The organism is Sphingomonas sp. PP-CE-3G-477, from assembly GCF_003050745.1.
GTDB lineage: Bacteria > Pseudomonadota > Alphaproteobacteria > Sphingomonadales > Sphingomonadaceae > Sphingomonas.
This window is the reverse complement of record NZ_QAOF01000004.1, coordinates 352,686-374,464: the sequence shown is the minus strand read 5'-3', so window position 1 is coordinate 374,464 and position 21,779 is coordinate 352,686. Positions and strand designations below refer to the sequence as shown.

The following is a 21,779-nucleotide window of genomic DNA, read 5'->3' as shown; positions in this document are numbered from 1 at the left end:
ATGGTTGCGGGCGAGGCAGAGCTTTCGCCCTACCCCGCCCGCATGACGGTTCGGCGACGACGCTTATGCGTCGATCTGGCGCTCACCCTCGGCTGCCAGCTCGGCAGCGATATCGGCGTTCGCCGCAGTCTCGGTCGTGTCGGCAGAAGCCTCGACGACGGGGTCTGCGCTCAGCGCCTCTTCCTTCGGCGGCTCGATCATCGCGCCGATGTCGGCACCGGTGCGGCGCTGCTGCTCCTGGCCGCCGCGCGTCGCTGCGATCGCGATCGCCTCGCAGTACAGGCGGATGGCGCGGGCTGCGTCGTCGTTCGCGGGAACCGGGAAGGCGATGCCGTCCGGCGACACGTTCGAATCGAGGATCGCGACGACGGGAATACCCAGCGTGTTGGCTTCCTTGATCGCCAGCTCTTCCTTGTTCGCGTCGATCACGAACATCACGTCGGGAATGCCGCCCATGTCGCGGATGCCGCCGAGCGAAAGCTCGAGCTTGTCCTTCTCGCGGGTGAGCTGAAGGACTTCCTTCTTGGTCAGGCCGACGGTGTCGCCCGACAGCATTTCCTCGAGCGTCTTGAGACGCTTGATCGAACCCGAGATGGTCTTCCAGTTGGTGAGCATGCCGCCCAACCAGCGATGGTTGACGAAGTGCTGGCCCGAACGACGCGCTGCGTCCGCAACGGGATCCTGTGCCTGGCGCTTGGTGCCGACGAACAGGACCTTGCCACCACCGGCAACAGCCGACGAGACGAATTCTAGCGCGCGCGCTAACAGCGGCACGGTCTGCGAAAGGTCGAGGATGTGGACGCCGTTACGATCACCGAAGATGTAAGGCTTCATCTTGGGGTTCCACCGATGAGTCTGGTGGCCGAAATGCGCGCCCGTTTCGATGAGCTGCTGCATGGAGACGACTGGAGCCGCCATAGGGATATATCCTTCCGGTTGTGCCTCTGGGAAGCGGATGACGTCGTGGCCGAATGACCGTGACGCACCGGGCTATGATGCCTCCCATGCGGGGTTAGAGGCGCGGCCCTTAGCGTGGCTCTATTCGAAAAGCAATCGCACAAGGCCCGCTTGACTAATGGAACGCAATAAGAACATAAAGGGCTCAGAGGGGAACAGATGTTCGACTTGGCGCGGAATCACCCCGGCATGACGGGATTCGAAATGCGACGAGTGGAACGATGTTTCTGACCAAGTGTTTGCGGATATTAGGAATTTGTTCGCAACTCATAGGAAGGCGGACGTGATGTTGGTTCTGAGCTTCATGGTTTTTGCTGGTGCATTCGCGGTCGCGGGCATGATGATCGTCTCGTCGATCGCGCCGCAGTGGGACCGCATCGTCCGTCTCGCGATGGGCAACGTCGAACCCGCGTTCCAGCCGCTCCGCACGCTGGCCGTTGCGGAGCGCCGGATTGCGGTCAGGCGCTGGGCTTCGACATCGGCTCCGGTACCCGCCCGCCGCTGGAACGCTGCCGCCTGATCTTTGCGTAGCTCGCGATGCTGAACGGCATCGAGAGCAGGTACAGCACGCAGATGATACTGAGCGTATGCCACGGCGCGCTCACGATGGCGGCGCCGAGCAGCACGACGAGCGCAATGGCTTCGAACCGGATGTTGCTGCGGAGTTTGACCGAACTCCACGAGTAGGTCGCGATACTCGACACCATCAGCAGCGCGACGAACGCAACCCAGGGTGCCACAAAATACGGCGACGCGAACCGGGGTTCGTCGGTCCAGAACCAGAAGAACATCGGCATCAAGGCGAGTCCCGCGCCGGCCGGAGCCGGAACGCCGGTTAGGAAACCGGCCGACTTGTGCGGCTGGTGGCTCTCGTCGATCTTGGCGTTGAAGCGTGCGAGACGCAGCGCGCAGAACACGGCGAGGATCAGCGAGCAGATCCAGCCGACACGCGGCAAAGCCGTGAGCGACCAGAGATAGACGATCAGCGCAGGCGCAACGCCGAACGAGATCGCGTCGGACAGCGAATCGAGCTCGGCACCGAACCGGCTTTCTCCGTGCAGCATTCGGGCGATCCGACCATCGAGGCCGTCGAGCACGCCCGCGACCATGATCATCGCGACGGCGCTTTCCCATTGTCCACCGATCGCGAACCGCACGCCACTCAGGCCCGAACACAGGGCTAGCGCGGTAACGGCGTTTGGAGCGACGGCGCGCAGGGGAAGTCCGCGCGGCGCCCGACGTGTGCGACCGAACCGCCCCCGGCCCCGCTCCTCGATCGGATCGGTCGAACCGTCGCGGTCCATCACTGGGCGATACCACCGACCGGAACGCCACCGACGCGACCCAGCACGGTCTCGCCCGCGATGCTGCGCTGGCCGAGGCAGACCTGCGGCACGACGTGATCGGGCAGGTACACGTCGACTCGGCTGCCGAACCGGATGAGGCCGATGCGCTGACCGACCGCGACCATGTCGCCGGCCTTCACGAAGCCAAGGATGCGGCGCGCGACCAAGCCGGCGATCTGCGTGAAGCCGATCCGCATGCCGTTGCGGTCCTCGACCACGAAATGCTGGCGCTCGTTCTCATCGCTCGCCTTGTCGAGGTCGGCGTTGAGAAACTTGCCCGAAATGTAGACGACCTGGCGGATCGTGCCCGCGATCGGCGTACGATTGATGTGCACGTCGAACACCGACATGAAGATCGACACGCGCACCAGCGGTGCATCGCCAAGGCCGTTCTCGCCGGCGAGTTCGCGCGGGATCGGCACGCGCTGGATCATCGTGATCAGCCCGTCCGCAGGCGCGACGATCAAGCCTTCGCCTTGTGGGGTGGTGCGGATCGGATCGCGGAAGAACGTCGCGACCCAGATCACGACGCCGACCATCGGCCAGAACAGCACGTGGCTGAGAATCGTCAGCAGCAGCGTGATGCCGGTCGCGATCGCGACGTATTTGTGGCCCTCCGGATGGACTGCGGGAAATCGCCATTTGACCGTGGAGGTCGTGACGGGCGGCTTGTCGAGCGATGCCATAACCTACGGGTCTATCCGTGCACGACGCGCGATACAACGATGAACCGGGTTTTCCTTACAGCACCAACGCTTGGCGAACGGTTGATCGCTGCGGCGCGCTCCCCTAGACGCTCCTCAAACCCCTCCCCCCGAAGGACGCGCACATGGCGAAGATCAAGGTAAAGAATCCGATCGTGGAGATCGACGGCGACGAGATGACGCGGATCATCTGGGAATGGATCCGCGAGCGCCTGATTAAGCCGTATCTCGACATCCAGCTCGATTATTACGATCTCGGCGTCGAGCATCGCGACGCGACCGACGATCAGGTCACGATCGACAGCGCCCTCGCCACGCAGAAGCACGGCGTCGCGGTAAAGTGCGCGACGATCACGCCCGACGAGCAGCGTGTCACCGAGTTCGGCCTGAAGAAGATGTGGAAGTCGCCGAACGGCACGATCCGCAACATCCTCGGCGGCACCATCTTCCGCGAGCCGATCGTGATTAAGAACGTTCCCCGCCTGATCCCGGGCTGGACGCACCCGATCGTCGTCGGCCGTCACGCATTCGGCGATCAGTACCGCGCGACCGACTATCTGGTCCCCGGCCCCGGCAAGCTGCGCCTCGTGTTCGAAGGCGACGACGGCACGGTCATCGACCGCGAGGTATTCCAGTTCCCGTCGGCCGGCGTCGCGATGGCGATGTACAATCTCGACGATTCGATCCGCGATTTCGCGCGCGCATCAATGCACTACGGCCTCAACCTGAAGTGGCCGGTGTACCTGTCGACCAAGAACACGATCCTCAAGGCCTATGACGGCCGCTTCAAGGACCTGTTCGCCGAGGTGTTCGAGGCCGAGTTCAAGGACAAGTTCAAGGAAGCGGGCATCGTCTACGAGCATCGCCTGATCGACGACATGGTCGCATCGGCGCTGAAGTGGAACGGCGAGTTCGTCTGGGCCTGCAAGAACTATGACGGCGACGTCCAGTCGGACCAGGTCGCACAGGGCTTCGGGTCGCTCGGCCTGATGACCTCGATCCTGCTGACCCCGGATGGCAAGACCGTCGAGGCCGAAGCCGCGCATGGCACCGTCACGCGCCACTTCCGCATGCACGAGCAGGGCAAGGCGACCTCGACCAACCCGATCGCGTCGATCTTCGCATGGACCGGCGGCCTGAAGTATCGCGGCAAGTTCGACGATACGCCCGACGTCACGAAGTTCGCCGAGACGCTCGAGCGCGTCTGCGTCCAGACGGTGGAGAACGGCCACATGACCAAGGATCTCGCGATCCTGATCGGCCCCGACCAGCCCTGGATGACCACCGAGCAGTTCTTCGAGCAGGTGCGCTCGAACCTCGAGACCGAAATGGCCAACTGGGCCTGAACTGATGGCCCCGCTCCCATAAAGAGAGCGGGGCTTTGTCTTTCCCGTCGTTCTGGCGAAAGTCAGGATGCCGGAGGATAATACACCTCTTTCCACTGCCGATCGCCGCAGTACGTCACCACGGGTGACAATTCCGTCATGCGTCCCCTAAGGTCGCACGCATGGCATTACGGCTCGACAATCAAGGTTTCAGCGACGCGCTCGTCATTCTTGGCGCGGCCGGGCTCGTCATCCCCGCGTTCGCGCGGTTCCGGGTCAGCCCGGTTATCGGTTTTATCCTGGTCGGCCTGCTGGTCGGCCCCGCCGGGCTAGGCTCGCTCACCGGCTCCGCGCCGTGGCTCTATTACCTGACGATATCGAACCCGGAATCGATCGAGCCGTTCGCCGAGTTCGGGATCATCCTGCTGCTGTTCTCGATCGGCCTCGAGCTCTCGTTCAAGCGACTATGGTCGATGAAGCAGCTCGTGTTCGGCACCGGCGCCGCCGAACTGATTGGCTCGGCGCTCATCATCGGCGTGGCGCTTCACTTCATCGGCCAGGAATGGGCGGGCGCGATCGGGCTGGGGTTTGCGCTCGCGTTGTCGTCCACCGCTTTGGTCCTGCCGCTCGTCGGCACCACCGGCGCGGTCGGGCGTGGTGCGTTCGCGATGCTGTTGTTCGAGGATCTGGCGCTCGTCCCGATCATCTTCGTGCTCGGTGCGCTGGCGCCGACAGCGAGTGCGGACGGCTGGTCGAACATCGCCGGTGTCGCGCTCCGCGGCGGGCTGACCGTCGTCGCGATGTATATCGGCGGGCGGGTCGTCTTGCCCCGGCTGTTCGGGCAGGCTGCACGGACCAAGAGCCCCGAACTCTTCCTTGCCGCGTCGCTGCTGGTGGTGATCGTCGCGAGCGTCGCGACAACGGCCGCCGGGCTGTCGCCGATCGTCGGCGCGCTGCTGGCGGGGTTGCTGATCGCCGAGACCGAATATCACAGCGAGGTCGAGGTCATCACCGCGCCGTTCAAGGGCCTCGCGCTCGGCGTGTTCCTGATCACCGTCGGCATGAGTCTCGACCTACGGCTGATCGCGCAGAACTGGCCGTCGTTGCTGCTGGCGGTGACGGGCGTGGTCGCGACCAAGGCGATCGTGACGTTCCTGTTCCTGCGCGTCGCCAATTCGCGGCGTGGGGTTGCGGCGGAGACGGGCTTGCTGATGGGCAGCCCCTCCGAGACGACGCTGATCGTGCTTGCGACGGCCGCGCAGGCGCAGTTGATCATGCCGTCGACCGCCGCTTTCTGGCAGACCGTCACTGCGATCGGGCTGACGATTACGCCGTTGCTGGCAAAGCTCGGCCGCACCGTTTCGCGTCAACTCGAAAGCCGGTCGGGTGCCGATGCGGGGGATATCGAGATCGACGACGATGGACCGGGAACCGTCGTGATCGGCTTTGGTCGCGTGGGCCGGATGGTGGCGGACATGCTGGCGGTCCACGGACAGAAGTACGTTGCCGTGGAGGCGGATATCGATTCCGTCGAGGCCGCGCGGGCGCAAGGACACCCGGTATTGTTCGGGGATGTGGCGCGCCCGGAGTTGGTGGATCGGCTGAAGCTGCATACCGCCAAGGCGTTGATCCTGACGATGGACGACCCGGTATTGACGGTGCGGCTGGCGCGGCGGGTTCGGGCTTTGGCGCCGGACTTGCCGATCGTGGCGCGCGCACGGGATACGGCGCATGCGGCGGAGTTGTACCGGGCTGGTGTTACGGATGCGGTGCCGGAGACGCTGGAGAGTTCGTTGCAGCTGGCGGAGGCGGTGCTGGTCGATCTCGGCGTGGCGATGGGGCCGGTGATTGCTTCGATCCATGAGAAGCGGGATGAATTGCGGCAGGAGATCAAGAAGGCGGCGGACATGATTGCCGAGCCTCGGATCCGTAAGGCGAAGCGGACGCCTCGAGCGGTTTGACGCTTACCGGTTCGTAAACAGGCTGTTCTCCCGCGAAGGCGGGAGTCCAGTCTGGGCCCCCGCCTTCGCGGGGGAACAAGCTTTGGTAGGTTCCTTGAGAGGTGGCATCCTCAGATGGAGGCAGGGCTTCGTAACCTCCCCGGCGGAGGCCGGGGTCCAAGTGGAAAGGTGGTCGTAACGGAGCGCTGCCCTCCATTATCTTCGTTCCCCAATTGGGCCCCGGCCTTCGCCGGGGTGGTGGTTGCGCGGTGATCGCTTCGTCAGGCGCTATCCTCTTGCCCTCACCCTTCCCACGGCGAAGACGCCGCGGGGACCTTCCCTCTCCCGATGGGAAAGGGCGAGACAAAAGACGGTCGGGGCGGGTTAGGCCACGAAGCGGCCACTTCAGCTTGGGACGACGCCTTTGCGACTCTTCATCAGCGGCTGGATACGCGTTCCAAATGCTTCCACCCCCTCCAGGAAATCATCGAACGTCAGCAGGACCCCGCCGGTGTTGGGGACGGCAGCCATCTCGTCGAGCATCCGCGCGACGCTTTCGTACGATCCGACCAGCGTGCCCATGTTGATGTTGACCGCACCTTCGGGGGCGGCGAGCTGGCGGACGTTGGTGTCCGTGTTGTGCGTGTCCTTGGCGCCCTGATCGATCAGCCAGGCGATCGCGTCGACGTCCACGCCAGCGTTATAGTGTTTCCACTTCGCCATCGCCTCGTCGTCGGTTTCGGCGGCGATGATCATGATCAGGACGAAGATCTGAACGTCGCGGCCGGTTTTCGCGGTCGCTACGGCCAGCCGCTCGTTGTTGAACGCAAAAGCGGTCGGGGTGTTGACGCCCTTCCCCAGGCAGAACGCGTAGTCGGCCCATTTCGCCGAGAACGCCAAGCCGTCGTCGGACGATCCGGCGCAGATGATCTTCATGTCGCCGGTCGGCTTTGGCCAGACGCGGCAGTCGGTCATCTGGTAATAGTCGCCCTTGAAGTCGGACGTCCCCTCCCCCCACAGTTCGCGGAGGATGTGGGCGTATTCGTCGAGCATCTTGTAGCGATTGCGGAAATGCTCGTCGCCGGGCCACATTCCCATCTGCGTGTATTCGGGCGGCTGCCAGCCGGTGATGAGGTTGAGGCCGAACCGCCCATGGCTGATCGAATCGATCGTGTTGCACATCCGTGCGGCGTAGGCGGGCGGCACCAGCAGCGTGGCACAGGTCGCGTAGATCTTGATCTTCTCAGTGACGGCGGCGAGGCCCGCCATCAGCGTGAAGCTCTCCAGCCCGTAGTCCCAGAACTCGGTCTTGCCACCGAACCCGCGCAGCTTGATCATCGACAGCAGGAAATCGAGCCCGTGCTTCTCGGCGGCCTGCGCGATCGCCTTGTTGAGGTCGAAGCTTGGTTTGTACTGCGGCGCGTTCTCGCTGATCAGCCAGCCATTGTTGTTGATGGGCACGAAGACGCCGACCTGCATATGCCGCTCCTATTCGCCGTCGAGCCAGTCGAGCAGCCACATGTTGAAATGCTCCGCGCGCGTCACGTTGCAGGCGTGCGCGCCCGCCGCCATCCGCGCAAGCTGTGCGCCGGGTATGCGCGCGGCAAGCTTCTCGGAGGCGGACGGCGGGACGAGCATGTCGTCGTCGGAGGCGACCAGCAACGTCGGCACGTGGATCTCGTCGAGCCGGCCGGCGATGTTGAACCTGCGGACCGCCGCGACGCGCCGCTGGATCATTTCCGCGCCGGGGAAATGCGCGAGCATGTCCTCCTCCTCGTCCTGGAGCCGGTCGTGGTGGTCGGAAATCCATTGCGGCGGGTAGAGGAACAGCGGTTGCGCGTGGAGATACGCGCGCGGGCCGCTGTCTTTCAGCAGCGCGAGCCGGGTATCGAAGCAGCGCGCGGTGTGCGGGTCGAGCTTGGCCCAGCCGTTGATGACAACGAGGCGTTCGAGCCGTTCGGGTGCGGACAGGGCGAGCGCGAGGCCGATATGGCCGCCGAGCGCGTGGCCGATGAAGGTGCAGTTCTCGAGCCCGATCGCGTCCATGAGCGCGACGACGTCGGCGGCCATTGCGTCGACGGTCAGGTCGCCGGGAACGTGGGCGTCGGAGCGGCCGGTGCCGCGGTGGTCGTAGGTGATAACGCGGTGACCGGCGCCGAGCGCCGCGAGGTTCGGCTGCCAGTAGCTGCCCGAACCGCCGAGGCCGCTCGACAAGAGGATCGCGGGGCCGTCGGGGTGGCCGTGTTCCTCCCAATGGATGCCGCCTGCGATCCCCATCAGGCGAGGTGGGCGATGCTGGCGATCTCGACGAGGCAGTCCGGCTTCACGAGGTCGGTCTTGATGCAGTAGCGCGCGGGCTTGGGGCCGGGGAAATACTCGGCGTAGACCGTGTTGAAGGCGGCGTAGTCGGCAAGGTCCTTCAGGAAGATGTGGTTGAACGCGACGTCGGCCAGCGTCGCGCCGGCGGCTTCGAGCGTGGTCTTGATGGTGTCGAGGACGGCGCGGGTCTGGGCTGCGGCGTCGCCGACGTGGAGGACGGTGCCGCCCTCGCCCAGTGCCAGCACGCCCGAGACGTAGACCGTGTTGCCGGCCTTCGCGGCGGCCGAATAGGGGGCGATGGGGGTCGGGAACTGGGGCGGGTTGATGGCTTCGAACGGCATCTGCTTTCCTTTCAAGTCATCGCCGTTCCCCCGCGGAGGCGGGGGGCCAGGGTTACGGGCGGTAGCGTTCGTGATTCCTGGACCCCCGCGTTCGCGAGGGAACAAGGAAGGGTCACTTCGGCAACTGCCCGAACGAACCGCAGAAATCGCCGACCGTGCTGACCCAGCCGAAGAACTTCTCGACGTTATAAACGGTCGCGGGCTGCATCTCGGGCGGGCCGAGATGGTGCGTCGCGTCCTCCAGCATCACGCCGAAATATTCGAGGTGGAAGCCGTCGCGCAGCGTACTTTCGACGCAGACGTTGGTGGCGATGCCGACGAAGACGATGTTGCGGATGCCGCGACTGCGCAGGATGCTGTCGAGCTGCGAATTGAAGAACGCGCTGTAGCGGGTTTTATGGACGCGGATGTCGCCGGGTTGGGGAGCGAGCGCATCGACGATCTCGTAGTCCCAGCCCCCGCGCGCGAGGAACTGGCCTTGGAGTTCGGGGCGGGCGCGCATGGTCTTGAGCGCGTTGGACTTGTGCCAGTTGGGCGAGCCGGGGCCGCCGGCCTCGACATAGTCGGGGTCCCAGCCGTTCTGGAGAAACACGACGGGCATTTTCGCCGCGCGGGCGGTGTCCAGGACCTTGGCGATCTGGGCGATGGTGCCGGCTGAGCCTGCAATGTCGAAGCCGGCCGTGTCGACGTAGCCGCCGGGGGAGGCGTAGGCGTTCTGCATGTCGATGACGACCACGGCGGTTTCGGCGGGGTCGAGGCGGAGCGCTTCCGGCCGTGCGGGCAACGTGACGGCGTTCGCCTCGTTCGCGCCGGTACGGATGATCGGGGTGGCCTCGGTCATTGTGACAAGCTCGCTGGATCACGGGAATTGTGCAAGTGCGAAATGAATTGGGCGGTTGGGAAGCGTCGGGGGGCAGAAAACTTGTTTCCCCGCGAAGGCGGGGACCCAGACTGGGCTCCCGCCTTCGCGGGAGAACAAGGAACGGCTAACTGACCGCGCAGCGTCTCCTATGTTCGCAAGTTCGTAGCCCGTGGATGCCGGAACGAATCCGGCATGACGAGGCAGGCTAAGCCGTCGCCAACACGAAGTCCCTGAAGCGTTCGCGTAGGGCGGTCTTCAGCAGCTTGCCCGTTGCGGTGTGGGGCAGGTCATCGACGAACACGATCGCGTCCGGGAGCCACCATTTGGCAACGTGCTTGGCCAGGTGTTCGCGGATCTCGGCTTCTCCGACCTCGCTCCCGGGTTTGCGGACTACCAGCAACAGCGGGCGCTCGTCCCACTTGGGGTGGTGGACGCCGATCGCCGCCGCCTCCGCCACGCCCGGACAGCCGACCGCCGCGTTCTCGAGATCGACCGAGCTGATCCATTCGCCGCCGGACTTGATGACGTCCTTCGAGCGATCGGTGATCTGCATCGTGCCATCCGAATGCAGCATCGCGACGTCGCCGGTATCGAACCAGCCATCCGCGTCGACCGCATCCTCGTCAGCGCCGAAATAGCGCTGGACCACCCAGGGGCCGCGGACCTGCAAGCGGCCGGCAACCTTGCCGTCGCGGGCTAGCACCGTGCCTTCGTCGTCGATGATGCGGAGTTCTATGCCGAAGGGGACGCTGCCCTGCTTGCCGACGAGATCGAGCTTTTCCTCGTGCGTCATGTCGTCCCAGTGCGGCGGGTTGAAGCCTGCGGTGCCGATCGGGGAGGTCTCGGTCATGCCCCAGAGGTGCTTTACCGTGGCGCCCATGCCCATGATCCGCTCGATCATCGCGCGCGGCGCGGCCGAGCCGCCGATCGTGACCAGCCGCAAATGCGCGGGCGCGTCACCGGTCGCGTCCATGTGACCGAACATCGCCAGCCAGACGGTCGGCACGCCGGCGGAATGCGTGACCTTCTCGTCGTTCATCAGTCGGCACAGCACGGCCGGATCGTTGACCGCTGAATAGACGACTTTCGCCCCCGAGAGCGCACAGGCGAACGGCAGCCCCCAGGCGGCGGCGTGGAACATCGGCACGACCGGAAGCACGACCGCGTTGGGGGAGAGATCGAACACCCACGGCGCGACCTCGGCCATCGCGTGGATCAGCGTCGAGCGATGCGTATAGAGCACGCCCTTCGGATTGCCGGTGGTGCCACTGGTGTAGCAGAGCATGCATGGCTCGCGCTCGGGGCCCTCGACCCAGTCATAGTCGCCGTCTTCGGCGTCGAGCAGCGCCTGGAAGCCGTCAGGTCCCAGGTCATCGAAGCAGATGAAGTGGCGGATACTGCCCCACTGACTCCGCAGGCGATCGACGAGCGGCTGGAACGCCTTGTCGTAGAGCATCACGCGGTCTTCGGCGTGGTTGGCGATGTAGACGAGCTGCTCGTCGAACAGGCGCGGATTGATCGTGTGGATCACGCCGCCCATGCCGATCGTGCCGTACCAGGCGACGAGGTGGTGCGCGTGGTTCATCGCCAGAGTCGCGACGCGGTCGCCGGGGGCTACGCCGAGCTTTTCGAGCGCTTGGGCCAATTTGCGGGCGTCGCGCGCGATACCGGCCCAATTCGTGCGCGTCTCGCGACCGTCGGCCCAGTAGCTGACGAGTTCCCTCGCGCCATGCTCTCTCGCCGCGTGGTCTATCAGGCGGGGAACACGAAGCTCGAAATCCTGCATTCCACCCAGCATTCATGCTCTCCCAAGCTGTTAACCGACCAGAGCGAGCCTCGTTTCCGAGGTCTTCATCTCCACCTTGGCGACACCGTGCAACGACTCGATGTGCTCGACAAGCTCTCCGTCGAGCAGGAAGTCGCGACCCAGCAGGATGCAGACCTCGCCGTCGGGCAGTTGCGCACGGACTCGCACCTCGCCTCGCGCGCCGCGATGTTCGGCAAGCAGCGAGGCTAGGCCGGCAAACGCGGTCATGTCGGAGATCGTCACGACCACCTGGAAGCGCGCGAGGTTGGCGAGGCCTTCGAATGGCTGGATGCGCTTGATGCTGACGCGCGGCGTGTCCTCGCCTGGCTTGCGGTCAAGTTCGACGGTGATGAGCCCGCAGCCGCCGGCCTTTGCTGCTTCCTCCAGATCCTTCGAGACCTGATCGTCGAAGCAGGTCGCCATGAACTGGCCGCTGGCGTCGGAGCATTGCGCCATCATGAAACGCTTGCCGCGGGCGGACGTGCGGTAGCGCGCGTCCTCGACCAGCACCGCCATCGTCGCACCGGCGCGGCTGCCGTCGTCGGGGATGTTGAGCTCGGACAGCGCGGTGTAGGCGCGGGCGCCGTGGCTGACCGCGATGTGGCGATGCCGATCGACCGGGTGCGCGGAGAAATAGAAGCCGAACGCCTCCTTTTCCTGATCCATGCGCTGGCTGAGCGTCCAGCGGACCGCGGGGGGGAGCTTGATCGCGTCGCCCGCGGGTTCGGCGTCACCGAACAGGCCGCCCTGCCCGCTGGTCTTCTGCTCGTGCGTGCGCGCGGCGATCGCGAGGATGGTTTCGGCGGTGGCGTGGATGCCGGCGCGGTTCTGGTCGAGGCCGTCGAACGCGCCCGCGGCGGCGAGCGTCTCGAGCTGGCGCTTGTTGAGGAGGCGCGGGTCGACGCGCTTGGCGAGATCGTCGAGGCCGGCGAACGGGCCGTTCTGGACGCGCTCGACGATGAGCTTCTCCATCGCGCCTTCGCCTACGCTTTTCAGGGCGCCGAGGGCGTAGCGGACGGCGAGATTGTTCTCCTCGACGTCGGGCAGAACCTCGACGTCGAACTCGGCCTGGCTTGCGTTGATGCAGGGCGGCAGTGCCGTGATCCCCAAGCGGCGCATGTCATCCGTAAAGATCGCGAGCTTGTCGGTCTGGTGGAGGTCGTAGCACATCGAGGCGGCGAAGAATTCGTGCGGGTGGTGCGCCTTCAGCCACGCGGTCTGGTACGCGAGCAGCGCATAGGCGGCGGCGTGGCTCTTGTTGAAACCATAGCCCGCGAACTTGTCGATCAAGTCGAACAGCGCGTTCGCCTCGGCCTTCTTGATGCCGTTGACGCTCAGGCAACCCTCGACGAACCCCGCGCGCTGCGCGTCCATCTCGGCCTTGACCTTCTTGCCCATCGCGCGGCGCAGCAGATCGGCGCCACCGAGCGAGAAGCCGGCCAAGACCTGCGCGGCCTGCATGACCTGTTCCTGGTAGACGAAGATCCCGTAGGTCTCCGACAGGATCGGTTCGAGCAGCGGGTGGGGGTAGTCGATCGCCTCGGTGCCGTTCTTGCGGCGGCCGAACGACGGGATGTTGTCCATCGGGCCCGGTCGGTAGAGCGACACGAGCGCGATGATGTCGCCGAAATTGGACGGGCGCACCGCGGACAGCGTGCGGCGCATGCCCTCCGACTCGAGCTGGAACACGCCGACCGTGTCACCCTTTTGCAGGAGCGCGTAGACGCCCGCATCGTCCCATTCGAGCGCCTCGAGATCGACCGTCACACCGCGCTTGGCGAGCAGTTGCACCGCCTTCTGGAGCACCGACAGCGTCTTCAGCCCGAGAAAATCGAACTTCACGAGGCCTGCGCCCTCGACATATTTCATGTCGAACTGCGTGACGGGCATGTCGGAGCGCGGATCGCGGTAGAGCGGGACGAGCTGCGCCAAGGGCCGGTCGCCGATCACCACGCCGGCGGCGTGCGTCGACGAGTGGCGCGGCAGGCCCTCCAGCTTCATCGCCAGATCGAGCAACTTTCGCACGCCGTTGTCGTTGGCGTATTCCTTCGCGAGTTCGCCGACGCCGTTCAGCGCGCGTTCCAGCGTCCAGGGGTCGGTCGGGTGGTTCGGGACCAGTTTCGCGAGACGATCGATCTGGCCGTAGCTCATCTGCAGCACACGGCCTGTGTCCTTGAGCACCGCGCGTGCCTTCAGTTTTCCGAAGGTGATGATCTGCGCAACCTGATCGCGGCCGTATTTCTCCTGGACGTAGCGGATCACCTCCACGCGGCGGGTTTCGCAGAAATCGATGTCGAAATCGGGCATCGACACGCGTTCTGGATTCAAGAACCGCTCGAACAGCAGGCCGAGCTTGATCGGATCCAAGTCCGTGATCGTCAGCGACCAGGCGACGACCGAGCCTGCGCCCGAGCCGCGGCCCGGGCCGACCGGGATGTCGTGGTCCTTCGCCCATTTGATGAAGTCGGCGACGATCAGGAAATAGCCGGGGAAGCCCATCTGGACGATCACGTCGACCTCGAACGCGAGCCGCTTGCGGTACACGTCGCGCCAGCCATCTTCGCCCTCGCCGTGGAGTTCGGTGATGCGGGCGAGGCGTGCTTCGAGACCGGCTTCGGCGTCGTCGCGGAGGAGCTTCGCCTCGCCCTCGATATCGCCGGCGAGGCTGGGGAGGATCGGCTTCCGATACGGTGCCATCACCGCGCAGCGCTGCGCGACGACGAGCGTGTTGGCGATCGCCTCGGGCAAGTCGGCGAACATCTCGTGCATCACCGGCGCGGGCTTCATCCAGGCTTCGGGGCAGCTGCGGATGCGGTCCTCGGTCTCGACATAGGTCGAATGCGCGATGCAGAGCATGGCGTCGTGCGCGTCGCCGAACGCGCTCTCGGTGAAGCAGCACGGGTTGGTCGCGACCAGCGGCAAATTGCGCTCGTAGGCGATGTCGATGAGGTCGGCTTCGGCGGCTGTTTCGATCGCGTCGTTGCGGCGCGAGAGCTCGATGTAGAGGCGGTCGCCGAACAGGCCTTGCAGGCGGTCGAGATAGGCGCGGGCGCGATCGGGCTGGCCTTCCGCGAACAGCCGGGCGAGACCGCCCTCGCCGCCTGCGGTCAGCGCGATCAAGCCGTCGGTGTGACGTTCGAGCGCGGCGAAATCGACGTGCGCGGGCATCTCGATCGGGCGGTCGAGATGCGCCATCGAGACGAGTGCGCAGAGATTGTCGTAGCCGGTCATGTTCTGCGCGTAGAGCGCGAGCCAGTCGAACTGCGTCGCGACGCCGTCGGGCATGTCGGGGCGCCCGACGCCGAGCATGACGCCGATGATCGGCTGGACGCCGTCCTTCTTGGCGGCGTCCGAATAGGCCATCGCGGCGTAGAGCCCGTTGCGATCGGTCAGTGCGGCGGCGGGGAAGCCCAGCGCGCGTGCCTGCTTGGCGATCGCTTTCGGATCGATGGCGCCGTCGAGCATGGTGTAGCAGGAGAAAACGCGGAGGGGGACGTAACCGGAATGCATCGACCGGAGGTAGGCGCTGCGACGTGATTCGACCAGCCGGGATGAGTCCGATCGGAACCGCGGACACGACGAGCCGTTGCGGCGGGGACTTCTGGGAGCATCTTTATGACCGATCCACGCGGGCACTTTGCCGATACCGAAACCACGGTTGCAGGAACGCCGCGTGCGGGCGCCGGCTGGGGGTGGATCCTGGCGTATGGCGTGTTGTCGGTGGTGCTCGGGATCATGGCGTTCGCGTCGCCGTTTTCCGCGACCTATGCCGCGACTCTGGTGATTGGGGCGTTCTTCATTGCGGCGGGGATCGTGTCGATCGTGTCGGGGTTTGCCGGCACGGGGCATGAGGGGCGCGGCTATGCGATCGGGTTCGGACTGGTGTCGCTGGTGATTGGGCTGATCATGGCGTTCGAGCCGGCGACGGGGGCGATCTCGCTAACGTTGCTGATTGCGGTTTGGCTTGGTGTGCGGGGCACGTTGGAGATCGGGCTTGGGGCGCGGTTTCGGCGTGGCAAGGGGCTGATGATCGCGCTGGGGGTGGTGAACATCGTGTTGGCGGTGATCGTGCTGGCGACGCTGCCTTGGTCAGCGTTGACGCTGCCGGGGTATGTGCTGGGGATCAGCTTCCTGTTTGGAGGGGTGACTTCGGTTGCTTCAGCGCTCGCACACAAGAAGGGGGCGCCGGCGTTTTCGGTCTAGGGTGTTCTCCCGCGAAGGCGGGAGTCCAGTCTGGGCCCCCGCCTTCGCGGGAAAACAAGCTTCTGTTGGGATGAGCTACGGCATCTCCTCAACCCCCGCCCCGGCGGAGGCCGTGGCCCAATTGGAGAGGTTGCAGTAACGGAGCGCAACGGCCTTCACTGCCGCCCCCCAATTGGGCCCCGGCCTTCGCCGGGGTGGTAGTGAAAGTGCGGGTGGTAGAACGCGATGCTACAGCAGCTTCTCGATATCCTTGCGTATGTCCTCGGGCTTGGTCGTCGGCGCATAACGATCCACCACAGCCCCATCGTGACCAATAAGGAACTTGGTAAAGTTCCACTTGATCGCCTTCGACCCCAGCACGCCCGGCGCGTCCGACTTCAGCCGCTCGAACAACGGGTCCGCCCCTGCCCCGTTGACGTCGATCTTGGCGAACACCGGGAACGTCACGTCGTAGGTCAGCGTGCAGAAATTGGCGATCTCCGCCGCATCCCCCGGCTCCTGTCCACCGAACTGGTTGCACGGGAACGCTAGCACTTCGAACCCGCGCTCCGCATAGTCACGGTGTAGCGCCTCGAGGCCGTCATATTGCGGGGTGAAGCCGCATTTCGAGGCGGTGTTCACGATCAACAGCACCTTGCCGCGATACGGTTCGAGCGAAGCCGCGCTGCCGTCGGCGGTTTTCACGGTGAAGTCGGTGATCGCGGTCATGGGCGGTCCTCGTTTCGGGCCAGCAGATACGCCAGGTTCTGACGCACGCCGGGCCATTCGTGGCGGAGGATGCTGTAGACGACCGTGTCGCGCAAGCGGCCGTCGGCCATCACCTGGTGCCCACGCAGCACGCCGTCGCGCTTGGCGCCGAGGCGTTCGATCGCGGCCTGCGAGTTCTTGTTGAGCGAGTCGGTGCGGATCTGGACGCATTCGCAACCGAGTGCGTCGAACGCGTGGGTCAGCAGCATCAGCTTGGCTTCGGTGTTGACGCCGGTGCGCTGGACAGACTTGGCGTAAAAGGTGCCGCCGATCTCAAGGCGCTTGTTCGGCTCGTTCATCCGCATGAAGCGCGTGGTGCCGACGACGGTCCTGCCGGCCACCACCGCAAACAGTCGCGCCCGCCCGAAGTCCTGCTCACGCAACGCCGCGGCGAGCCAGCGGTCGGGCGCCTTCATCATCGCGACGTTGGCGTAGAACGTGTCCCACAAATTGTCCGTCGACGCCGCTGCGACCAACGCGTCCATGTCGTCGGCGACCAGGGGGCGGAGCGTGACGTGACGCCCGGTGAGCGTCGGCGTCTCGCCCCAGGTCACGCCAGCCGTCCCTCGTGCAGCCGCAGCACGCGGTCCATGCGCGCCGCGAGCCGTTCGTTGTGCGTCGCGACCACCGCCGCCGTGCCCTGTTCGCGAACCAGGCGGATGAACTCGGCGAAGACGATGTCTGCGGTGTGTTCATCGAGATTGCCGGTCGGCTCGTCCGCGAGCACCAGTGCGGGCTTGTTGGCGAGCGCACGGGCGACTGCGACGCGCTGCTGCTCGCCGCCGGAGAGCTGGCTGGGGCGGTGCGTCAGGCGGTGGCCGAGACCGAGCTGCGTCAGCAATTCCGCCGCCCGCGCGTCCGCCTCGGCGCGCGCCGCGCCGTGGACGAGCTGCGGGAGGACGACGTTCTCGGTCGCGTTGAAGTCCGGCAGGAGGTGATGGAACTGGTAGACGAAGCCGAGGCTGTCGCGGCGCACCACGGTCCGCTCATGCGCGTTGAGCTTGGCCGCCTCGGTGCCGGCAATCCTGATCGATCCCTGGAAGCCGCCCTCGAGCAGGCCTACGGCTTGCAACAGCGTGGACTTGCCCGAGCCCGACGGCCCGAGCAGCGCGACGATCTCGCCCGGTGCGATCGCGAGGTCGACGCCGCGGAGCACGTCGATGGTCGCGCCACCCTGCGTGAAGCTCTTGGTCAGCCCGCTGGTCTGGAGGACGTAATCGTCGAACTTCTCGATCTGGCGGTCGATACGAAGGCCTTCATTCATAACGCAGCACCTGCACGGGGTCGGTACTCGCCGCTTTCCAGGCCGGATAGAGCGTCGCGAGGAAGCTGAAGATAAGCGCCATCAGCGCGATCACGACGATCTCGACTGGGTCGGTCTTCGACGGGAGTTCGGTCAGATAGCGGATCGAGGGATCCCACAGGTTCTGGCCGGTGACGAGCTGGACGAAGTTCACCACGCCCTGTCGGTAGAACAGGAAGATGAAGCCGAGCACGAGGCCCGCGACCGTGCCGAGCGCCCCGATGGTGGTGCCGACGACGATGAAGATCCGCATCATCGAGCCGCGCGTCGCGCCCATCGTGCGGAGGATCGCGATGTCGCGGGTCTTGGCGCGAACCAGCATGATCAGCGACGAGAGGATGTTGAACACCGCGACCAGGATGATGATCGACAGCACGGTGAACATCGCGACGCGCTCGACCGCGAGTGCCTCAAACAGCTGGGCATTCATCGTCCGCCAATCGGCGATCACCGCGTTGCCGCCGATCTTGTCCGCGAGCGGCTTGAGGATCTCGCCGACGCGATCCGCATCGACCGTCTTCAGCTCGACCATGCCGGCGGCGTCGCCCATCAGGAGGAGCGTCTGCGCATCCTCGATCGGCATGATGATGTACGCCTTGTCGTAGTCATAGACGCCGATCTCGAAGATCGCGCCGACCGTATAGCTGACGATCCGCGGGACGGTGCCGAACGGCGTGGTCTGGCCTTGCGGGCTGAACAGCGAAATCTCCGAGCCGACCTGCGCGCCGAGCGATTCGGCGAGCCGCGAGCCGATCGCGATGCGGCCGGATCCTTGCGTGATCGACTGGAGCGAGCCCATCACGACCTTGTTGCTGATCGTCGAATTGCGGCGGATGTCGTCGACCCGCATCCCGCGCACCAGCACCGCCTCGGCACGGCCGTTGTAGGTGGCGGCGAGCGGTTGTTCGATCAGCGGCAGCGCGCTGGTGACGCCCGGCGTCTTCTGCGCCTGCGCAACGATCTCGCGCCAGTCGGGAAGCCGGTTGCCGACGCCCTGCACCACCGCATGGCCGTTGAGTCCGACGATCTTGTCGAACAGCTCGGCGCGGAAGCCGTTCATCACACTCATCACGATCACCAGCGCGGCGACGCCGAGCATGACCGCGACCAGGCTGATCGAGGCGACGAGGAAGATGAATGCCTCGCCCTTGCCCGGCAGCAGATAGCGGCGGGCTATCATCCGTTCGTAGCGGGACAGGATCATGGGCGGCCAGGTTCGATCGTTAGGGATACAGTGCAGCGGCTCTAGGACGCGGCCCGTTGCGAGGCAACTGTCGGGCCTGTGGGGGAGGTGCAACGGCCTCCCCGGATCGAACCGGACTAGTCCCGATCCGGAAGTGTCTAGATTGGTCTGTTGCGTAATCGCCACAGGCGCAGTTCAATCGTGAACCGCCCCACGCAAAGACCGTGACAAAATGCACCGACGTAACTAGCAACAAACTCGCTGAGACACAGGCAACGGCCGTGGTTCGGGGACTGCTTTTCCGCTCCGTCGCAAGACGAGATGCGAGAGCAAAAAAATGGGGGCTGACGAGCGATCGTCACGCAGGCGCCCGGATCGGCAACGGTCCGGGCGTTTGCTTGTCCGGCGCAGTTTTCCTGAAAAGCTATACTTCGACACCATTGAAACGGAGCGATGATGTGTCGCCACTGTTCGATCGAGCGTAGAATTAGGCCCCGTCAGTGCTTCACTATGCTGGCCAAGGCGAGCGCAAGATCACACCCACCACCTACCGTCCGCGCTACCGGCGGACCGCAGCGGTCCGCCGACAGCCCGCCCTTTATCGCGAAACCGAGGGCATTTCCTGTCGCTGGCCCTTCGCCGCCTCGAAACTCACCGGCAGCGTCCTGTCGGGATAGGCCTGCATCGCCGTAACCTGGGACTGCGGCTGGACCGCGAACTGCATGTCGTCGGCGAGATAGGCGCGCACCAGAGTGCCTGGCGGAAGTTGCGCGCTGGTACCGTGAACGAGAAAACCGAGCGGCGAGGCAAACAATATCGTCGCGACCGACGTGATCGTGCCGCTGGTCCCTTCGTCGTTTGCCTGTCCGCTCAGCCGGACCGGGCCGCTCGGCGTGTCGATATAGAGCAGTCGGATCTCTAGCTTGCCCTTCTTGCCGAAATGCCCGTTGCGCTGCACCGCGGCGACTTCGGCCACCGCCACCGATCCAGCAGGGACGACGACTTGGCCGCGGTACGAGAGACTTTCCGCAACGTCGAGATAGAGGCGATCGCCTGGCTTGTTCACCTTCGTCGAGACCTGAGTGCGTGATCGCAGCGTCAGCGGCGTTCCCATCGGGAAGTACGACATCGGAACAGGCGTTCCGGTGACCGCAGCCGGCGCAGGCCAATAGACGAAGTTCTGCGCGGCGGCGGGTGTCGCGAGCATACCCAATGCCGTGGCAGCGGATACGGCGCCCGCAAGCATAGATCCCGGCAGCCTCGGCCCTGTTGGTCTTGGCGCCGTCAGTCTTGGTGTTTTCACGATCGTCCCCCGAAATGTCGGGACCGGGCCTAGCCGCGGATTCGTATCGATCCGCCGAAAATTAACGGTTTCCAAAGCGCTAATCGAGGGGAACTACCGTTAACCACCAGCCTCGCGCGCAAGACGTCGCAGTCGGTCAGGCGCACGACCCCGAGGGGGTGTCTATTCAGCGATATCAGAAAGTAATGGCGGAGAGGGTGGGATTCGAACCCACGGTACCCTCGCGGGTACGCCGCATTTCGAGTGCGGTACGTTCGACCACTCTGCCACCTCTCCGCAGGTCATCCGAAGCTCTGCGAACAGCGCCTCCGATCGGTCGAAGCGCGGCCTCTAATGAAGTGACCGCAGCGATGCAAGAGGGTTTTGAGCGCTCCGGGCACCGCTCGACGCGTTTTCCTTGTGCAGCGCAAAACAGACCCTAAATTGGCGGATATGCCCCGACACGACAGTATCGCTCACGACATCACCGGCCCGCTTATTCCGGCCGAGGTGATCGCACCGCCGATCTCGCATGCGAATTTCTCGATCGGCGACGTCGTGCGGCACCGGCTGTTCGACTTTCGCGGGGTGATCTTCGACGTCGACCCCGTGTTTGCGAACAGCGACGAATGGTATGCGGCAATCCCGGAGGACATTCGTCCGCGCAAGGACCAGCCGTTCTACCACCTGCTCGCGGAGAACATGGAGTCGAGCTACGTCGCCTATGTCAGCCAGCAGAACCTGGTGCCCGACGATAGCGACGAGCCGGTCGACCATCCGGCGATCGACGGGTTGTTCAGCGACTATGCGGATGGGCGGTACGCGCTGCGACAGGTTCATCGGCACTAAAGAGCGAATCGAATCTTCGTCATGCCGGACTTGTTCGGGCATCACTGCTCCGCTTGATCATCGGCGGTTGATTCGCTGCGCGGTGGACCTCGAAATAAGTCCGGGGTGACGGAGTGGTGGTGATCGCCCTACCTAAACCACCCCTTTCCGCCCCTTCGCGGTTGACAACTCTCCCCCCCTCGCTTAGCTGCCCGGCTTCTCCCGGCGGACCCTGCGTTCGTGGGGTACACGTATTTGGAAAGTGACAAGGGCCATGTTCGCAGTCGTGCGCACGGGCGGCAAGCAGTATCGCGTCGCCGCCGGAGATAAGATCGTCATCGAGAAGATCGAGGGCGATGCAGGTGCGTCGGTGACGCTGGGTGACGTTCTGCTGGCGGGCGAAGGCTCCGAGCTGCGGTCCGTCGAGGGCTTCGTCGTCGCTGCAGAGATCATCGCGCAGGCGAAGGCGGACAAGGTCATCGTCTTCAAGAAGCGTCGTCGTCATAACTATCGTCGTAAGAACGGCCATCGCCAGCAGCATACGATCCTGAAGATCGTGTCGGTCGGCGGCCAGACTGCAAAGAGCAACGAGGGCGACACCGCCCCGGCCGCTCAGGCATAAGGAGTAGCTT

The 21,779-nt window shown here is 64.9% G+C and carries 20 protein-coding genes and 1 tRNA gene; 6 read left to right on the top strand and 15 right to left on the bottom strand.

Annotated elements, in window-relative coordinates:
- Window positions 1-63: 63 nt before the first annotated feature.
- Window positions 64-918 (bottom strand): 30S ribosomal protein S2, encoded by an 855-nt coding sequence (rpsB, locus tag C8J45_RS11160; RefSeq protein ID WP_107963267.1) that lies wholly within the window; start codon window positions 916-918, stop codon window positions 64-66.
- 325 nt (window positions 919-1,243) lie between these two features.
- Here rpsB and C8J45_RS11155 point away from each other — a divergent pair, with 325 nt between their 5' ends.
- Window positions 1,244-1,477, top strand: a complete 234-nt coding sequence (locus C8J45_RS11155) for a hypothetical protein (RefSeq protein WP_056489532.1) — start codon at window positions 1,244-1,246, stop codon at window positions 1,475-1,477.
- On the opposite strand, the gene C8J45_RS11150 is transcribed toward C8J45_RS11155, so the two are convergent.
- Together C8J45_RS11150 and C8J45_RS11145 are read right to left on the bottom strand one after the other, a co-directional pair.
- Window positions 1,416-2,261, bottom strand: coding sequence for a phosphatidylcholine/phosphatidylserine synthase (locus tag C8J45_RS11150; RefSeq protein WP_107963266.1), 846 nt, complete (start codon window positions 2,259-2,261; stop codon window positions 1,416-1,418). The two genes, C8J45_RS11155 and C8J45_RS11150, sit on opposite strands and share 62 nt — an antisense overlap.
- A complete protein-coding gene (locus tag C8J45_RS11145; protein WP_060527374.1) occupies window positions 2,261-2,989 on the bottom strand; it encodes a phosphatidylserine decarboxylase in 729 nt (242 codons plus the stop codon). Before C8J45_RS11145 ends, C8J45_RS11150 begins: the two co-directional genes overlap by 1 nt.
- A gap of 143 nt (window positions 2,990-3,132) precedes the next feature.
- On the opposite strand from C8J45_RS11145, the gene C8J45_RS11140 reads away from it, so the two are divergent.
- Window positions 3,133-4,353: an NADP-dependent isocitrate dehydrogenase gene (locus C8J45_RS11140; protein WP_056055940.1), complete on the top strand. Its 1,221-nt coding sequence runs from the start codon at window positions 3,133-3,135 to the stop codon at window positions 4,351-4,353.
- 161 nt (window positions 4,354-4,514) lie between these two features.
- Window positions 4,515-6,293 (top strand): cation:proton antiporter, encoded by a 1,779-nt coding sequence (locus C8J45_RS11135; protein WP_056055938.1) that lies wholly within the window; start codon window positions 4,515-4,517, stop codon window positions 6,291-6,293.
- 384 nt (window positions 6,294-6,677) lie between these two features.
- Here the strand turns inward: C8J45_RS11135 and rutA are convergent, their stop codons facing one another.
- From rutA to dnaE, 6 genes are all read right to left on the bottom strand, one after another.
- Window positions 6,678-7,751 carry a pyrimidine utilization protein A gene (gene rutA / locus C8J45_RS11130; RefSeq protein ID WP_107963265.1) on the bottom strand — a complete coding sequence of 358 codons (1,074 nt, stop codon included), beginning with the start codon at window positions 7,749-7,751 and terminating at the stop codon, window positions 6,678-6,680.
- 9 nt (window positions 7,752-7,760) lie between these two features.
- Window positions 7,761-8,549: a pyrimidine utilization protein D gene (rutD, locus tag C8J45_RS11125; RefSeq protein ID WP_107963264.1), complete on the bottom strand. Its 789-nt coding sequence runs from the start codon at window positions 8,547-8,549 to the stop codon at window positions 7,761-7,763.
- Window positions 8,549-8,932, bottom strand: coding sequence for a pyrimidine utilization protein C (rutC, locus tag C8J45_RS11120; protein ID WP_107963263.1), 384 nt, complete (start codon window positions 8,930-8,932; stop codon window positions 8,549-8,551). The genes rutD and rutC overlap by 1 nt, the downstream gene beginning before the upstream one ends.
- 112 nt (window positions 8,933-9,044) lie before the next feature.
- Window positions 9,045-9,773 (bottom strand): pyrimidine utilization protein B, encoded by a 729-nt coding sequence (gene rutB, locus C8J45_RS11115; protein ID WP_107963262.1) that lies wholly within the window; start codon window positions 9,771-9,773, stop codon window positions 9,045-9,047.
- A gap of 226 nt (window positions 9,774-9,999) precedes the next feature.
- Window positions 10,000-11,592, bottom strand: a complete 1,593-nt coding sequence (locus C8J45_RS11110) for a long-chain fatty acid--CoA ligase (protein WP_107963261.1) — start codon at window positions 11,590-11,592, stop codon at window positions 10,000-10,002.
- 18 nt (window positions 11,593-11,610) lie between these two features.
- Window positions 11,611-15,111 (bottom strand): DNA polymerase III subunit alpha, encoded by a 3,501-nt coding sequence (dnaE, locus tag C8J45_RS11105; protein WP_107963260.1) that lies wholly within the window; start codon window positions 15,109-15,111, stop codon window positions 11,611-11,613.
- Between the two features lie 105 nt (window positions 15,112-15,216).
- Here dnaE and C8J45_RS11100 point away from each other — a divergent pair, with 105 nt between their 5' ends.
- Window positions 15,217-15,804, top strand: coding sequence for an HdeD family acid-resistance protein (locus tag C8J45_RS11100; protein ID WP_107963259.1), 588 nt, complete (start codon window positions 15,217-15,219; stop codon window positions 15,802-15,804).
- Window positions 15,805-16,032: 228 nt separating this feature from the next.
- Here C8J45_RS11100 and C8J45_RS11095 read toward each other — a convergent pair whose 3' ends face one another.
- The 6 genes from C8J45_RS11095 to C8J45_RS11070 all read right to left on the bottom strand — a co-directional run bounded on the left by C8J45_RS11095 (window position 16,033) and on the right by C8J45_RS11070 (window position 20,616).
- A complete protein-coding gene (locus C8J45_RS11095) occupies window positions 16,033-16,512 on the bottom strand; it encodes a glutathione peroxidase (RefSeq protein WP_107963258.1) in 480 nt (159 codons plus the stop codon).
- Window positions 16,509-17,105 (bottom strand): GNAT family N-acetyltransferase, encoded by a 597-nt coding sequence (locus tag C8J45_RS11090; RefSeq protein WP_107963257.1) that lies wholly within the window; start codon window positions 17,103-17,105, stop codon window positions 16,509-16,511. Before C8J45_RS11090 ends, C8J45_RS11095 begins: the two co-directional genes overlap by 4 nt.
- On the bottom strand, window positions 17,102-17,815 hold the full coding sequence (locus tag C8J45_RS11085) for an ABC transporter ATP-binding protein (protein WP_107963256.1): 714 nt from the start codon (window positions 17,813-17,815) through the stop codon (window positions 17,102-17,104). Before C8J45_RS11085 ends, C8J45_RS11090 begins: the two co-directional genes overlap by 4 nt.
- Window positions 17,808-19,058 carry a lipoprotein-releasing ABC transporter permease subunit gene (locus C8J45_RS11080; protein ID WP_107963255.1) on the bottom strand — a complete coding sequence of 417 codons (1,251 nt, stop codon included), beginning with the start codon at window positions 19,056-19,058 and terminating at the stop codon, window positions 17,808-17,810. The genes C8J45_RS11085 and C8J45_RS11080 overlap by 8 nt, the downstream gene beginning before the upstream one ends.
- A gap of 577 nt (window positions 19,059-19,635) precedes the next feature.
- Window positions 19,636-20,244 (bottom strand): hypothetical protein, encoded by a 609-nt coding sequence (locus tag C8J45_RS11075; protein ID WP_181321192.1) that lies wholly within the window; start codon window positions 20,242-20,244, stop codon window positions 19,636-19,638.
- Window positions 20,245-20,526: 282 nt separating this feature from the next.
- Window positions 20,527-20,616 (bottom strand) — tRNA-Ser (locus C8J45_RS11070).
- A 156-nt stretch (window positions 20,617-20,772) separates the two neighbouring features.
- Here C8J45_RS11070 and hspQ point away from each other — a divergent pair.
- Window positions 20,773-21,168 carry a heat shock protein HspQ gene (gene hspQ, locus C8J45_RS11065; protein ID WP_107963254.1) on the top strand — a complete coding sequence of 132 codons (396 nt, stop codon included), beginning with the start codon at window positions 20,773-20,775 and terminating at the stop codon, window positions 21,166-21,168.
- Window positions 21,169-21,421: 253 nt separating this feature from the next.
- Window positions 21,422-21,769, top strand: coding sequence for a 50S ribosomal protein L21 (gene rplU / locus C8J45_RS11060; protein WP_107963253.1), 348 nt, complete (start codon window positions 21,422-21,424; stop codon window positions 21,767-21,769).
- Window positions 21,770-21,779 lie beyond the last annotated feature (10 nt).

Coding starts and splice junctions, on each gene's coding strand:
- C8J45_RS11150 (WP_107963266.1), bottom strand. CDS start 2,261: ATGGACCGCGACGGTTCGACCGATCCGATCGAGGAGCGGGGCCGGGGG.
- C8J45_RS11075 (WP_181321192.1), bottom strand. CDS start 20,244: ATGCTCGCGACACCCGCCGCCGCGCAGAACTTCGTCTATTGGCCTGCG.
- rplU (WP_107963253.1), top strand. CDS start 21,422: ATGTTCGCAGTCGTGCGCACGGGCGGCAAGCAGTATCGCGTCGCCGCC.
- rutA (WP_107963265.1), bottom strand. CDS start 7,751: ATGCAGGTCGGCGTCTTCGTGCCCATCAACAACAATGGCTGGCTGATC.
- C8J45_RS11140 (WP_056055940.1), top strand. CDS start 3,133: ATGGCGAAGATCAAGGTAAAGAATCCGATCGTGGAGATCGACGGCGAC.
- C8J45_RS11080 (WP_107963255.1), bottom strand. CDS start 19,058: ATGATCCTGTCCCGCTACGAACGGATGATAGCCCGCCGCTATCTGCTG.
- C8J45_RS11135 (WP_056055938.1), top strand. CDS start 4,515: ATGGCATTACGGCTCGACAATCAAGGTTTCAGCGACGCGCTCGTCATT.
- C8J45_RS11100 (WP_107963259.1), top strand. CDS start 15,217: ATGACCGATCCACGCGGGCACTTTGCCGATACCGAAACCACGGTTGCA.
- rutB (WP_107963262.1), bottom strand. CDS start 9,773: ATGACCGAGGCCACCCCGATCATCCGTACCGGCGCGAACGAGGCGAAC.
- C8J45_RS11095 (WP_107963258.1), bottom strand. CDS start 16,512: ATGACCGCGATCACCGACTTCACCGTGAAAACCGCCGACGGCAGCGCG.
- rutC (WP_107963263.1), bottom strand. CDS start 8,932: ATGCCGTTCGAAGCCATCAACCCGCCCCAGTTCCCGACCCCCATCGCC.
- hspQ (WP_107963254.1), top strand. CDS start 20,773: ATGCCCCGACACGACAGTATCGCTCACGACATCACCGGCCCGCTTATT.
- rutD (WP_107963264.1), bottom strand. CDS start 8,549: ATGGGGATCGCAGGCGGCATCCATTGGGAGGAACACGGCCACCCCGAC.
- C8J45_RS11110 (WP_107963261.1), bottom strand. CDS start 11,592: ATGCTGGGTGGAATGCAGGATTTCGAGCTTCGTGTTCCCCGCCTGATA.
- dnaE (WP_107963260.1), bottom strand. CDS start 15,111: ATGCATTCCGGTTACGTCCCCCTCCGCGTTTTCTCCTGCTACACCATG.
- rpsB (WP_107963267.1), bottom strand. CDS start 918: ATGGCGGCTCCAGTCGTCTCCATGCAGCAGCTCATCGAAACGGGCGCG.
- C8J45_RS11155 (WP_056489532.1), top strand. CDS start 1,244: ATGTTGGTTCTGAGCTTCATGGTTTTTGCTGGTGCATTCGCGGTCGCG.
- C8J45_RS11145 (WP_060527374.1), bottom strand. CDS start 2,989: ATGGCATCGCTCGACAAGCCGCCCGTCACGACCTCCACGGTCAAATGG.
- C8J45_RS11085 (WP_107963256.1), bottom strand. CDS start 17,815: ATGAATGAAGGCCTTCGTATCGACCGCCAGATCGAGAAGTTCGACGAT.